The following is a 14,633-nucleotide window of genomic DNA, read 5'->3' as shown; positions in this document are numbered from 1 at the left end:
CAAGAATTGATAAAATTTAACAAAGAAATCTTGTATAATTAGCTTGACGATAAGATTTCGGGTGTGATATATTAAACTTGTACCTAAATAGGTCTTTTTTTTATGGCAATTTTTAAGAGCTTTAACTCAAGTGGAGGTGTCGATCGTGAGAGTACAAATTACTTTAGCTTGTGAGGATTGCAAGCGTAGAAACTACACCATGACAAAGGATAAGAAAGCACATCCTGATCGCATGGAAACTAAAAAGTATTGCAAATTCTGCAAAACACATACACTTCACAAAGAAACTAAAAAATAAGAGTGTATGAATCGGTATACCCAGGGAGGAATATGAAGATGGTTGAATTTTTTAAAGACTTCATAGCAGAAAGTAAAAGAATAGTTTGGCCAAGCAAATCAGAACTTATGACAAAAACTACAGATGTCATTTTATTTTCACTTGTGGTAGCTGTTATAATTTTTGGTATGGACTTTGTATTTAGTTACGGAATGCAACTATTACATCAACTAGCATAATTGGAGGCACAACAATGGATGAAGCAAGATGGTATGTGGTACACACATATTCTGGATATGAAAACAAAGTAAAAGCTAATATTGAGAAAGCTATTAAAAATCGTAATATGCAAGACTTAATCCATGTGGTTGAAGTTCCTATGCAAGATGAAGTAGAGGAAAAGAACGGGACTAAAAGAACTGTTCAGAGAAAGACTTTCCCTGGATATGTACTAATTAAGATGGTTATGACTGATGATACTTGGTATGTTGTGCGTAACACACGTGGGGTTACAGGTTTCGTTGGTCCTGACTCTAAACCAGTATCTTTAACTGTCGATGAAATCAAAGGCATGGGAATTGATCTTGCAGCATTACGTCCACATGTAGAAATTGGCGACCCAGTTAGAATTCTAGCAGGAGCTTTCCAAGATTCTGAAGGGATTGTAAAAGAAATCCATGAAGCAAAAGGTGCAATTATTGTATCTGTTCAAGGATTTGGGCGTGAGTTCCCAGTAGAGGTAAGTTTCGAACAAGTTGAGAGTCTTATCTAAAATTTCAGCTTCGAGTGTGTAAATTACACACGATATTTAGTAAAATATTTAAGCAACGCGCGAGTGGGAGGGAATTCCCCGCGAATACCACATTTTTTTAGGAGGTGCCTAACTATGGCTAAAAAAGTTACAGGAATGATTAAATTACAAATTCCAGCTGGAAAGGCAACACCAGCTCCACCAGTTGGTCCAGCACTTGGTCAACATGGTGTTAACATCGTTGGCTTCACAAAAGAATTCAACGAGAGAACAGCAAAAGATGCTGGTCTTATTATTCCAGTAGTTATCACTGTATATGCTGACAGAAGTTTTTCTTTCATCACAAAAACTCCACCAGCAGCTGTATTACTTAAAAAAGCAGCTAACATTCAATCTGGTTCAGCAGTACCAAACAAAACAAAAGTTGCAAAAATCACTGAAGCAAAAATCAGAGAAATTGCAGAACTTAAAATGCCAGACCTTAATGCATCAAGCATTGAAGCTGCTATGAGCATGATTGCTGGTACAGCACGTTCAATGGGTATTGTTATTGAAGGTTAATTCAAAACTAGTATTTTAAATTATTTGAGCGCGTATATAGTACGTGGGAGGGCGTAGTCCCCGATAATACCACAAGGAGGTAACGTTATGAAAAGAGGAAAAAAATATATCGAAGCTGCTAAACTAGTAGATCGTGCAAACTTATACGATGTTGCTGAAGCTTTTGATTTAGTAGTAAAAACATCTAGTGCAAAATTCGACGAAACAGTTGAAGCACACATCAAATTAGGTGTTGACAGCCGTCATGCTGATCAACAAGTACGTGGTGCGGTAGTATTACCACACGGTACTGGTAAAACTCATAAAGTACTTGTATTTGCTAAAGGTGCTAAAGCTGATGAAGCATTAGCTGCTGGTGCAGATTACGTAGGTGCTGAAGATTTAATCCCAAGAATTCAAAACGAAGGTTGGTTCGATTTTGATGTTGTAGTTGCTACACCAGATATGATGGGTGTTGTAGGTCGTCTTGGTCGTGTACTTGGACCAAAAGGCTTAATGCCAAACCCAAAAGCTGGTACAGTTACTATGGATGTTACTAAAGCAATCAATGATATCAAAGCTGGTAAAATTGAGTACCGTCTTGACAAAACAAACATTATCCACGTTCCAATTGGTAAAGTTTCATTCGGTCAAGAAAAATTACAAGACAACTTCTCCACATTAATGAGTGCAATCATAAAAGCTAAACCAGCTGCTGCTAAAGGTCAATACCTTCGTAGCATCTCTGTTTCTTCAACAATGGGTCCTGGCGTAAAAGTTAACCCAACAAAAGCTGAATAATTAACAGAAACTGGTAGCTAAATAAATGTTGACAATCTAAGGTGGACATGTTATCATCTTAGTTGTTGAAAATGAATACTGTACCGCAGACAGTAGGTGCCACAAGGCATAACGTATACAACCTACCGAGGTCTATATCATAGATGGACGGATGTATCACCACTTTGCCTGCGGAAAGAAGCAAAGTGGTATTTTTTTGACATAACCTGGAATTAGGAGGTGTAACAATGGCAAAAGTTGAACAAAAACAAGTTGTTGTTGATCAAATTAAAGCAAAATTAGAAGGCGCAAGTTCTGTTCTTTTAGTAGACTATCGTGGTCTTACAGTAGAACAAGATACAACTCTTCGTAAAGAACTTCGTGAAGCAGGTGTTGAGTACAGAGTATACAAAAACACTATGGTAAACTTCGCAGTTCAAGGTACAGAGTTCGAAGCTATTTCTAAACATCTTGAAGGACCTACAGCTATCGCAATCAGCTACGAAGATGCAACTGCTGGTCCTAGAGTATTAGCAAAAGTTGCAAAAGCTAACGAGAAGTTAGAATTCAAAGGCGGTGTTGTTGAAGGTACTTACTATGATGCAAATGGTATGTTAGCTATCGGTAATATCGCTCCAAGAGAAGAATTACTTGGTCGTTTACTTGGAAGCTTCAAATCACCTATTGCAAGCTTTGCACGTGTTATTAAACAAGTTGCAGAAAAAGACGCAGAATAATCTAAAGAACGTACAGTTCGCTATTTAAATTAAAATTTACGGAGGTGCTTATCATGGCAAAATTATCAATCCAAGAAATCATGGAAGCTATTAAAGAATTAACAATTTTAGAATTAAACGATTTAGTAACAGCTTGTGAAGAAGAATTCGGTGTATCAGCAGCAGCAGGCGTTATGGTAGCAGCAGCACCAGGTGCAGCAGCAGAAGAAAAAACAGAATTCGACGTTGAATTAACAGATGCTGGTTCAGAAAAAATCAAAGTAATCAAAGTGGTTCGTGAAATCACAGGTCTTGGCTTAAAAGAAGCTAAAGAAGTAACAGAAGGAACTCCAAAAGTTCTTAAAGAAGGCGTAGCTAAAGAAGAAGCTGAAGCAATCAAAGCTAAATTAGAAGAAGTTGGCGCTAAAGTTACATTAAAATAATTTCGGTTATGTTTAAAAGGCAGCTCATAAGGCTGTCTTTTATTTTTCCTAAAAAGGGTAAAAAAATAAGTAGTTCCCCTTGAAAGAAACTACCATGAATGCTATATTTAAAATGCTTATCCATAAAATAAGAAAAAAGGGTTGACTTACCCTTTTTTTTCTGATAGCATATTAGAATGTGTCAATATGTAAATAATTATGCTAGTATTATAGCATATGCCTATCAGCTTGACAATACATAATCTTACTTTAATGTATGACAATGCAAAATTTTAATATTATTAAAGTAGATTATGATTATTATTCAACTCGAAATAATGCAGCTTTTGTTGCATGATTTATAAATTTTGCAAGGGGTGAGAGAACACATGCAAAAATCTAAAATTCGTCCTATTAATGTGGGCAAACAAATTCGTATGAGCTATGCAAGCACAGACGAAATCTTTGAAATTCCAAACCTTATCGAAGTACAAAAAGATTCTTACAACTGGTTCCTTAAAGAGGGACTAAAAGAAGTATTCCAAGACATTTCACCAATTACAGATTTCAATGGTAACCTTAGTCTTGAATTTGTAGACTTTGTTCTAGACAGCAAACCTAAATATTCAGTAGAAGAAGCGAAAGAAAGAGACACTAACTATAGTGCCGCTCTTAAAGTAAAAGCGCGTCTTCATAACAAAGAAACAGGAGAAACAATCGATAACGATGTGTTCATGGGTGATTTCCCACTTATGACAGAAAACGGTACTTTCATTATTAATGGTGCTGAACGTGTTATTGTTAGCCAGTTAGTACGTTCTCCTGGTATTTATTATGCTATTGATTTTGATAAAATCGGTAAAAAACTCTTCTCAGCAACAGTTATTCCTAACCGTGGTGCATGGCTTGAGTATGAAACTGATTCAAACGATATTTTCTATGTAAGAGTAGACCGTACACGTAAAGTTCCTGTAACTGTATTATTACGTGCATTAGGTCTTGGTAGTGATGCAGAAATTCTTGAAACATTTGGGGAAGAACCAAAAATTCTTCAAACAATCGAGAAAGATACTACTAAAACTTACGAAGAAGGTCTTTTAGAGATTTATAAACGTATTCGCCCAGGTGAACCACCAACTGTAGAAAGTGCTCAAACACTTTTAGGCAATATGTTCTTTGACCCTCGTAGATATGACCTTGCTAAAGTAGGTCGCTATAAATTCAACAAAAAACTTGCGCTTAGAAACCGTATCACAGGTGCTAAACTTGCTGAGGACGTTGTGGATATGTTCACAGGTGAAGTTGTTGCAAGTGCAGGAGAGAAAGTATCTCTTTCTTTAGCAGATAAGATCCAAAATACTGGTGTAGCATATGTATATGTTTCAGTACCAGAGACAGATCGTCCTGTTAAAGTACTTACTAACCAAACAGTAGAACTTTCACACTTCTTCCCTACTATTGATGCTGATGAAGTAGGTATCAAAGATACTGTATATTATCCAGCATTAGTACGTATTATTGAAGAATTTGATGATGAAGAGGATATCAAGAAAGCATTAATCGAAAGACATAATGAACTTGTACCAAAACACATTACATTAGAAGATATCTTAGCTTCTATCAACTATAATATTCACTTAGAATATGAATTAGGACATAAAGATGACATTGACCACCTTGGTAACCGTCGTATTCGTGCCGTAGGAGAACTCCTTCAAAACCAATTCCGTATCGGTCTTGCTCGTATGGAAAGAGTAGTGCGTGAAAGAATGACAGTTCAAGATTCAGAAGCTATCAGTCCACAAACATTCATTAATATTAGACCTGTAACAGCTGCAATCAAAGAATTCTTTGGTAGTTCACAGCTTTCACAGTTCATGGATCAAAATAACCCTCTTGCTGAACTTACTCACAAACGTAGATTATCTGCGTTAGGACCAGGTGGTCTTTCAAGAGAACGTGCAGGGTTCGAGGTACGTGACGTTCACCATTCACACTATGGTCGTATGTGTCCTATCGAAACTCCTGAGGGTCCAAACATCGGTCTTATTAACTCACTTGCTACATTCGCACGTATTAACGAATATGGCTTTATTGAAGCACCATACCGTATCATTGATAAGAGCACAGGTGTGCCACGTGTAACAGATGACTACATCTATATTACAGCAGATGAGGAAGATAACTACACAGTATGTCAAGCTACAGAAGAGCTTAATGAAAATAGAGAATTTGTAAATAAAAAGGTAAGAGCACGTCGTCGTGAAGAAATCCTTGAATTTGATTATAAAGAAATCGATCTTATGGATATTTCTCCAAAACAGATTGTATCTGTTGCGACAGCAATGATTCCTTTCCTTGAAAATGATGATGCTAACCGTGCCCTAATGGGTGCCAACATGCAACGTCAGGCAGTACCACTTATCCGTACAAATAGCCCAATTGTAGGTACAGGTATGGAACATAAGGCTGCAGTAGACTCAGGTGTACTTGTAATTGCTAGAGAAGACGGTATTGCAGAAAAAGTAACATCAGATGAAATTATCATCAAATCAGAAGATGGTAAAAAACACGTTTATAAATTAACTAAATTCTCAAGAAGTAACCAAGGTACATGTATCAACCAAAGACCAATCATCAACAAAGGTGATGTGATCAAAAAAGGTGATGTACTTGCAGATGGTCCTTCAACAGATCATGGTGAACTTGCTCTTGGTCAAAACCCACTTATTGGTTTCATGACTTGGGAAGGTTACAACTACGAGGATGCTATCCTTTTAAGTGAAAGACTTATTAAAGAAGATATCTACACATCTGTTCATATTGAAGAATATGAAGTAGAAGCGCGTGATACTAAAGTAGGTCCAGAAGAAATTACAAGAGATATTCCAAACGTAGGTGAAGATGCACTTAAAGACCTTGATGAAAGAGGTATTATCCGTATTGGTGCTGAAGTACGTTCAGGCGATATCTTAGTAGGTCGTGTAACACCAAAAGGTGAGACAGAACTTACAGCAGAAGAAAGACTTCTTCGTGCAATCTTCGGTGAGAAAGTACGTGAGGTAAGAGATACATCTTTACGCGTACCTCATGGTGAAGCTGGTATCATTGTAGATGTTAAAGTATTTACACGTGAAAATGGTGATGAATTATCTCCAGGTGTAAACAAAATGGTTCGTTGTTATATCGCTCAGAAGAGAAAAATCTCTGTTGGGGATAAAATGGCGGGTCGACATGGTAACAAAGGGGTTATCTCAAGAGTACTTCCAGTAGAAGATATGCCATTCCTTCCAAACGGTAGACCTCTTGATATTGTACTTAACCCACTAGGCGTACCATCTCGTATGAACATCGGTCAGGTACTTGAAGTCCATTTAGGTCTTGCATCAAAAGCTCTTGGCTTTAAGATTGCAACACCAGTATTCGATGGTGCTAACGAATATGACATCATGGATACACTTGAAATGGCAAATGACTATGTAAACCGCACATGGGAAGAATTCACAGAAAAATGGAAAGATCGCATTGATGAAAGTGTGTATAACTATCTTGAAGAAAACTTAGACCACCGTAGTGAATGGGAGGGTGTTCCTATCGATCGTACAGGTAAAGTACAACTTCGTGACGGTAGAACAGGCGAACCATTTGATAACCCTGTAACAGTAGGGTACATGCATTACCTTAAACTTCACCACTTAGTTGATGATAAGATGCATGCGCGTTCTACAGGACCATATGCAACAATTACACAACAACCTCTTGGTGGTAAAGCACAATTTGGTGGTCAGCGTTTCGGTGAGATGGAGGTTTGGGCACTTGAAGCTTATGGTGCTGCGTACACATTACAAGAAATTCTTACTATCAAATCTGACGACGTTGTTGGACGTGTTAAAACTTACGAAGCGATCGTTAAAGGTGAAAATATACCTGAACCAGGTATTCCAGAATCATTCAAAGTTCTTCTTAAAGAACTTCAATCTTTAGCACTTGATGTACGTGTATTAACTAGCGATATGACTGAACTTCAAATCAAAGAAAGTGTTGAAGAGGGAGAAGGTCTTGCTGTTAACATTGAAGGCGTTGAAGGTGCACCACAAAATCCAGAATTCATTGATGAAGATGTTGAATTAACTGAAACAGATTTATTAGAATCAGAGTCTGACCTTGAAGAAGAAGCATTAGACTTTGACTTTGATGATGCAGTTGTAGAAGATTTATTTGAAGATTCATTAGATGATTTGGATTTATAAAAGCTTAGAAGGGAGTAAAGGTCATGACTAATATGGATCAATCAATCCTATTTGAAGCAATAAGAATTGGATTAGCTTCCCCAGATAAAATCCGTGAATGGTCTAGAGGAGAAGTAAAAAAACCAGAAACAATTAACTACCGTACACAAAGACCTGAACGTGATGGGCTATTTTGTGAAAAAATATTTGGACCTAGCAAAGACTGGGAATGTCATTGTGGTAAATACAAACGTATCAGATATAAAGGTGTAGTTTGTGATCGTTGTGGCGTTGAAGTTACAAAAGCAAAAGTACGCCGTGAAAGAATGGGACACATTGAGCTTGCAGCTCCTGTGTCTCACATCTGGTACTTTAAAGGTATACCAAGTAGAATGGGACTTATCTTAAATCTTTCACCAAGATTATTAGAGAAAATCCTTTATTTTGCATGCTATATTGTGACAGACCCTAAAGATACAGGTTTATCATATAAAGAAGTACTTACAGAAAAAGAATTTAGAGAAGCAGAAGAAAAATATGGTTGGGGCTCATTTACAGCTGAAATGGGTGCTGAAGCTATTAAAAAACTTCTTCAAGATATCGATCTTGAGGCTGAAAGTATTGAACTTAAAGCTGCTCTTAAAGATACTACAGGACAAAAACGTATTCGTATCATTAAACGCTTAGAAGTAATTGAAGCGTTTAGAATTTCTGGCAATAAACCAGAATGGATGATTCTTGACGTTGTTCCAGTATTACCACCAGATTTAAGACCTATGATCCAGCTTGATGGTGGACGTTTTGCAACATCAGACTTAAACGACCTTTACAGAAGAGTAATCAACCGTAATAACCGTTTAAAACGTCTTCTTGATCTTGGTGCTCCTAATATTATTGTTCGTAACGAAAAACGTATGCTTCAAGAAGCTGTTGATGCGCTTATCGACAATGGTAGACGTGGTAGACCAGTAACAGGTCCTGGTAACCGTGCACTTAAATCTTTATCAGACATGCTTAAAGGTAAAGCAGGTCGTTTCCGTCAAAACTTACTTGGTAAACGTGTTGACTACTCTGGACGTTCAGTTATCGTAGTAGGACCATCACTTAAACTTTACCAATGTGGTTTACCAAAAGAAATGGCTATCGAGTTATTCAAACCATTCGTTATGAAAAAACTCGTTTCTGATGGATTAGCACATAACATTAAAAATGCTAAACACATGATTGAAAGACTTCACCCAGAAGTTTGGGATGTACTCGAAGAAGTTATTCGTGAGCATCCAGTTATGCTTAACCGTGCCCCTACACTTCACCGTTTAGGTATTCAGGCATTCGAACCTGTATTAGTTGAAGGTCGTGCACTTAAACTTCACCCACTTGTATGTACAGCTTACAATGCTGACTTCGATGGTGACCAGATGGCGGTTCACGTACCATTATCTGTAGAGGCACAAACAGAATGTCGTTTCCTTCTTTTAGCTCCAAATAACTTACTTAAACCTTCAGATGGTGGCCCAGTAGCAGTTCCATCTCAGGATATGGTTCTTGGTACTTACTACTTAACACTTGATAAAGAAGGCGAAGAAGGCGAAGGTAAATACTTCAAAGATGAAGCTGAAGCGATTTTAGCTTACACAAATGGTGTTATTACACTTCATGCTCGTATTAAAGTGCGTCGTACAATCGAAATCAATGGAGAAATGAAAACAGGTATTACAGAAACAACAGTTGGACGTATTATCTATAATGAAGTAATTCCTCAAGATCTTGGTTTCGTAGATCGCAGTAAACCAGAGAATGAATTCAAATATGAAATTGATTTCTTAGTTGGTAAAAAAGAACTAGGTAAATTAATTAAAAAATGCATTAATACACATGGTGCAACTGATACAGCTATCCTGCTTGACAACATTAAAGACTTAGGCTTTAAGTTCTCAACTCGTGGATCTCTTACAGTATCAGTATCTGATATGGTTATTCCAGAGAAAAAAGGTGAATATTTAGCTGAAGCAGATAAAGCAGTAGACCATGTAACAAAACTGTTTAAACGTGGTCTTATGACAGATGAAGAACGTTACAATAAAGTAATCCAAGCATGGAATACAGCCAACGATAAGATTACTAAAGCTCTTCTTGATGGACTTGGAAGATACAACCCTATCTACATGATGGCTCACTCTGGTGCCCGTGGTTCTAACAACCAGATTAAACAGCTTGCAGGTATGCGTGGTCTTATGGCATCTCCATCAGGACGTATCATCGAGCTTCCAATCAAAGCTAACTTCCGTGAAGGTTTATCTGTACTTGAATACTTTATTTCTGCCCATGGTGCTCGTAAAGGTCTTGCCGATACAGCGCTTCGTACAGCCGATTCAGGATACCTTACACGTCGTCTGGTAGACGTATCTCAAGATGTTATCATCAGAGAGAGAGACTGTCGTCATGATGATGATGCAGCGATTCCAGGTATGTGGGTAAAAGCATTCAAAGATGGTGCAGAAGTAATTGAACCATTAAGTGAAAGAATTACAGGTCGTTTTGCAGCAGAGCCAGTTGTACATCCAGAAACTGGTGAAGTAATCATTGAAGCAAATAAAATGATTAGACCAAATGTTGCAGAATACATTGATGATCTTGGTATTGAAAAAGTTAAAATTAGAACAGCACTTACATGTAAATCTAAGATTGGTGTATGTGCAAGATGTTACGGTGCAAACATGGCATCTGGCAACGAAGTAAGAGTAGGGGAATCAGTTGGTATTATCGCTGCTCAGTCTATCGGTGAGCCAGGTACACAGCTTACAATGCGTACATTCCATACAGGAGGTATCGCTGGAGATGATATCACACAAGGTCTTCCACGTATCGAAGAGTTATTCGAAGCACGTAAACCAAAAGGTCTTGCAATCATCGCAGAGTTTGGTGGTGTTGTAACAATTACTGAAACTAAGAAAAAACGTGAAGTAACAATTACTGATAACGAAAGTGGTCAGTCAAAAACTTACCTTATTCCTTATGGATCACGTATTAAAGTATTAGATGGTACTTATATTGAAGCGGGTGATGAGCTTACAGAAGGTAGTGTAAATCCACATGATATCCTTAAAATTAAAGGTGTTCGTGGCGTACAAGACTATATGCTTCAAGAAGTTCAACGCGTTTACCGTCTTCAAGGGGTAGACATCAACGATAAACACGTTGAAGTTATCGTTAGACAAATGCTTAAAAAAGTTAAGATTGAAGAAAATGGAGATACAGATCTTCTTCCAGGTAGCTTAGTAGATATCCTTGAATTTGAGGATGTAAACAATCAAATGGAGGCAGAGGGCTTAGAACCAGCTACAGGTAAAACAACTTTACTTGGTATTACTAAAGCATCTCTTGCTACAGAATCATTCCTTTCAGCAGCTTCATTCCAAGAAACAACAAGAGTTCTTACAGAAGCAGCAATTAAAGGAAAAATGGACCCACTTATCGGTCTTAAAGAGAATGTAATTATTGGTAAACTTATCCCTGCGGGAACAGGTATGGATAGATATCGTAAGATAAATATCGAAGTAGCTGATTTTTAAAGGGTTTTAGAAAGCCGCCTTACCTAAGGCGGCTTTTTTATTCCAAAAAATTTCAACCTTGACATTTGCATTGTAGAATGATAAAATCGTTCAGTGTGTGATATATTCCACAGTACAAACTGCAATAAGCAGTAATTATTCATTTAAGCGAGGAGGTGCCAGAATGCCTACATTTAATCAGTTAGTACGTAAAGGCAGAAAATCAATCGAGAAAAAATCTACTGCACCAGCGTTACAAAAAGGGTTCAACTCTTTACAAAAACGCGCTACAGATATCTCAGCTCCACAAAAAAGAGGTGTTTGTACAGCAGTAAAAACAGCTACACCTAAAAAACCTAACTCTGCTCTTCGTAAGATTGCCAGAGTACGTCTTACAAACGGGATCGAAGTAACAGCTTACATTCCAGGTGAAGGACACAACTTACAAGAACATAGCGTTGTTCTTATCCGTGGTGGTAGAGTAAAAGACTTACCAGGTACACGTTACCATATCGTACGTGGTACTTTAGATACAGCTGGTGTTGCTAAAAGAAACCAAGCTCGTTCTAAATACGGTGCAAAAAAACCAAAACAAAAATAATTTCAAGATAAGTGCTTAAACTTATCGGTGCCCGCTTATGAATATAAACTGCTAGAGAGCGTTTAATATAGATGAGATTAGGGCACGCACGATCCCCCAAAGGGGGGACGAGTACCGATGATTTATCACAATATTAGTTAAGGAGGGAAGACCGTGCCACGTAAAGGACATGTTGCAAAAAGAGACGTATTAGCAGATCCATTATACAACAGCAAGCTTGTTACTAAACTTATTAATAACATCATGCTTGATGGTAAAAGAGGAACTGCACAAAAAATCGTATATGGTGCGTTTGACATCATTGCAGAAAAAACAGGTAGAGATGCTTTAGAGGTTTTCCAAGAAGCTTTAGAAAACATCATGCCAGTATTAGAAGTAAAAGCACGCCGCGTAGGGGGTGCTACTTACCAAGTACCTATGGAAGTTCGTCCAGAAAGACGTCAAACATTAGGACTTCGTTGGTTAACAACTTACACACGTAACCGTGGTGAGAGAACAACAACAGAAGCATTAGCTGCTGAAATCTTAGATGCACTTAATAATACAGGTGGATCAGTTAAGAAAAAAGAAGATACACACAAAATGGCAGAAGCAAACAAAGCATTTGCTCATTACAGATTCTAGGTTTTATAACCTTAAGGAGGCATTACCTTGGCAGGAAGAGAATATCCACTTGAGCGTACCAGAAATATTGGTATCATGGCTCATATCGACGCTGGTAAAACAACTCTTACAGAACGTATCCTTTTCTATACAGGTAGAAATCACAAGATTGGTGAAAGCCATGAAGGTACAGCTACTATGGACTGGATGGAACAAGAGCAAGAACGTGGTATCACTATCACATCTGCTGCAACAACTTGTTTCTGGAATAACAACCGTATCAACATCATTGATACTCCTGGGCACGTAGACTTCACAGTTGAAGTTGAACGTTCACTTCGTGTACTTGATGCTGCTATCGGTGTATTCTGTGCTAAAGGTGGGGTTGAACCACAATCAGAGACTGTTTGGCGTCAAGCTGACAAATATCACGTACCACGTATGGCGTTCGTTAACAAAATGGACATCATGGGAGCTGATTTCTACAATGCAGTAAGCATGATGAGATCACGTCTTGGTGCAAATGCTGTTCCAATGCAATTACCAATTGGTGCAGAAGATGATTTCGTTGGGATCATCGACTTATTAGAAAATAAAGCTTATATCTACAAAGATGACTTAGGTAAAGACATCGAATGTACAGATATTCCAGCTGATATGGCTGATAAAGCTGAAGAATATAGAGCTGCAGCAATCGAAGCTATTTGTGAAACAGATGAAGAGCTTATGATGAAATACTTCGAGGGTGAAGAAATCACTCTTGATGAATTAAAAGCTGCACTTCGTAATGCGGTAATCAATGTACAAATCATTCCTGTATTCTGTGGTACAGCTTACAGAAATAAAGGTGTTCAAAGATTACTTGATGCTGTAGTAGCATACATGCCAGCACCAACAGATATCCCAGCTATCAAAGGTATTAACCCTGATACTGGTGAAGAAATGGAGAAACATTCTTCTGATGAAGAGCCATTTGCTGCTCTTGCATTCAAAATTATGACTGACCCATTCGTTGGTAAACTTGCATTCTTCCGTGTATACTCAGGTACACTTGATTCAGGTTCATATGTATACAACTCAGTAAAAGGTAAAAAAGAGCGTGTAGGCCGTATCGTACAGATGCATGCTAACGCACGTCAAGATATCGACAGAGTATACTCAGGAGATATCGCTGCTGCTGTAGGTCTTAAAGGAACTACAACAGGGGATACACTTTGTGATGAAGATCATCCAGTTATCCTTGAGTCAATGGAATTCCCAGAGCCAGTTATCTCTGTTGCCATTGAACCAAAAACAAAAGCAGGTCAAGAAAAAATGGGTATTGCTCTTGCAAAACTTGCAGAGGAAGATCCAACATTCAAAACTTACACAGATACTGATACAGGACAAACAATCATCGCTGGTATGGGTGAACTTCACCTTGAAATCATCGTTGACCGTCTACTTCGTGAATTCAAAGTAGAAGCTAACGTTGGTGCACCACAAGTAGCATACAAAGAAACTCTTGCTTCTGATGTTGATATTGATTCTAAATTCGTTCGTCAGTCTGGTGGTAGTGGACAATACGGTCACTGTAAAGTTCGATTCACAAGACTTGATCCTAACTCTGAACATACTTACGAATTCGTAAACTCAGTAGTTGGTGGATCAATTCCTAAAGAATACATCCCAGCTGTTGACAAAGGTATCCAAGAAGCACTTTCAAGTGGTCCTCTTGCAGGTTACCCAGTACTTGGTATCAAAGCGGATTGTTATGATGGTTCATACCATGATGTCGATTCATCAGAAATGGCATTCAAAGTTGCAGGTTCTCTTGCAGTTAAAGATGCTATGAAAAAAGCTGGTGGATTACTTCTTGAACCAATCATGAAAGTAATCGTAACTGTTCCAGATGATTACATGGGTGATGTTATTGGTAACATTAACTCACGTCGTGGTCGTATGGAAGGTATGGAAGCTAGAAATGGTGCTCAAGAAATTAGAGCTTACGTTCCACTTTCAGAAATGTTTGGATATGCTACAGATCTTCGTTCAAGAACTCAAGGTCGTGGTAACTACTCAATGGAATTTGATCACTACGAACAATGTCCAAAAAATATCCAAGATAAAGTTATTGCTGACAGAAAAGCATAATTTTATACAAGATTTACCTTTGCAGCTACT

12 protein-coding genes and 1 other annotated feature are annotated in these 14,633 nt (G+C 37.9%); all 12 genes read left to right on the top strand.

Annotated features, from left to right (window positions below; genetic code table 11):
• The first annotated feature begins 145 nt into the window (after positions 1-145).
• Positions 146-298: a 50S ribosomal protein L33 gene (rpmG, locus tag H8718_RS09100; protein ID WP_053983214.1), complete on the top strand. Its 153-nt coding sequence runs from the start codon at positions 146-148 to the stop codon at positions 296-298.
• Between the two features lie 38 nt (positions 299-336).
• Positions 337-516 (top strand): preprotein translocase subunit SecE, encoded by a 180-nt coding sequence (gene secE / locus H8718_RS09095; RefSeq protein WP_177670673.1) that lies wholly within the window; start codon positions 337-339, stop codon positions 514-516.
• A gap of 14 nt (positions 517-530) precedes the next feature.
• Positions 531-1,049: a transcription termination/antitermination protein NusG gene (gene nusG, locus H8718_RS09090; protein WP_177670675.1), complete on the top strand. Its 519-nt coding sequence runs from the start codon at positions 531-533 to the stop codon at positions 1,047-1,049.
• Positions 1,050-1,163: 114 nt separating this feature from the next.
• Complete coding sequence (gene rplK / locus H8718_RS09085) at positions 1,164-1,589, top strand: 50S ribosomal protein L11 (RefSeq protein WP_177670676.1); 426 nt, start codon at positions 1,164-1,166, stop codon at positions 1,587-1,589.
• Between the two features lie 87 nt (positions 1,590-1,676).
• On the top strand, positions 1,677-2,369 hold the full coding sequence (gene rplA / locus H8718_RS09080; RefSeq protein WP_177670678.1) for a 50S ribosomal protein L1: 693 nt from the start codon (positions 1,677-1,679) through the stop codon (positions 2,367-2,369).
• A 65-nt stretch (positions 2,370-2,434) separates the two neighbouring features.
• Positions 2,435-2,573, top strand: a sequence feature (ribosomal protein L10 leader region).
• Between the two features lie 23 nt (positions 2,574-2,596).
• A complete protein-coding gene (gene rplJ / locus H8718_RS09075) occupies positions 2,597-3,085 on the top strand; it encodes a 50S ribosomal protein L10 (RefSeq protein ID WP_177670680.1) in 489 nt (162 codons plus the stop codon).
• 53 nt (positions 3,086-3,138) lie between these two features.
• Complete coding sequence (gene rplL / locus H8718_RS09070) at positions 3,139-3,507, top strand: 50S ribosomal protein L7/L12 (protein ID WP_177670682.1); 369 nt, start codon at positions 3,139-3,141, stop codon at positions 3,505-3,507.
• A 368-nt stretch (positions 3,508-3,875) separates the two neighbouring features.
• Positions 3,876-7,736 (top strand): DNA-directed RNA polymerase subunit beta, encoded by a 3,861-nt coding sequence (rpoB, locus tag H8718_RS09065; protein WP_177670684.1) that lies wholly within the window; start codon positions 3,876-3,878, stop codon positions 7,734-7,736.
• 23 nt (positions 7,737-7,759) lie between these two features.
• Complete coding sequence (gene rpoC, locus H8718_RS09060; RefSeq protein ID WP_249332644.1) at positions 7,760-11,287, top strand: DNA-directed RNA polymerase subunit beta'; 3,528 nt, start codon at positions 7,760-7,762, stop codon at positions 11,285-11,287.
• A gap of 163 nt (positions 11,288-11,450) precedes the next feature.
• Positions 11,451-11,867 carry a 30S ribosomal protein S12 gene (rpsL, locus tag H8718_RS09055; protein ID WP_177670688.1) on the top strand — a complete coding sequence of 139 codons (417 nt, stop codon included), beginning with the start codon at positions 11,451-11,453 and terminating at the stop codon, positions 11,865-11,867.
• A 153-nt stretch (positions 11,868-12,020) separates the two neighbouring features.
• A complete protein-coding gene (gene rpsG / locus H8718_RS09050) occupies positions 12,021-12,491 on the top strand; it encodes a 30S ribosomal protein S7 (protein ID WP_177670690.1) in 471 nt (156 codons plus the stop codon).
• Positions 12,492-12,518: 27 nt separating this feature from the next.
• On the top strand, positions 12,519-14,603 hold the full coding sequence (gene fusA, locus H8718_RS09045) for an elongation factor G (protein WP_177670692.1): 2,085 nt from the start codon (positions 12,519-12,521) through the stop codon (positions 14,601-14,603).
• The last annotated feature ends 30 nt before the right edge of the window (positions 14,604-14,633 follow it).

The sequence above is a fragment of the Zhenhengia yiwuensis genome (assembly GCF_014384995.1).
Taxonomy (GTDB): Bacteria; Bacillota; Clostridia; order Lachnospirales; family Cellulosilyticaceae; genus Zhenhengia; species Zhenhengia yiwuensis.
This window is presented reverse-complemented; position numbering and strand designations above follow the sequence as displayed.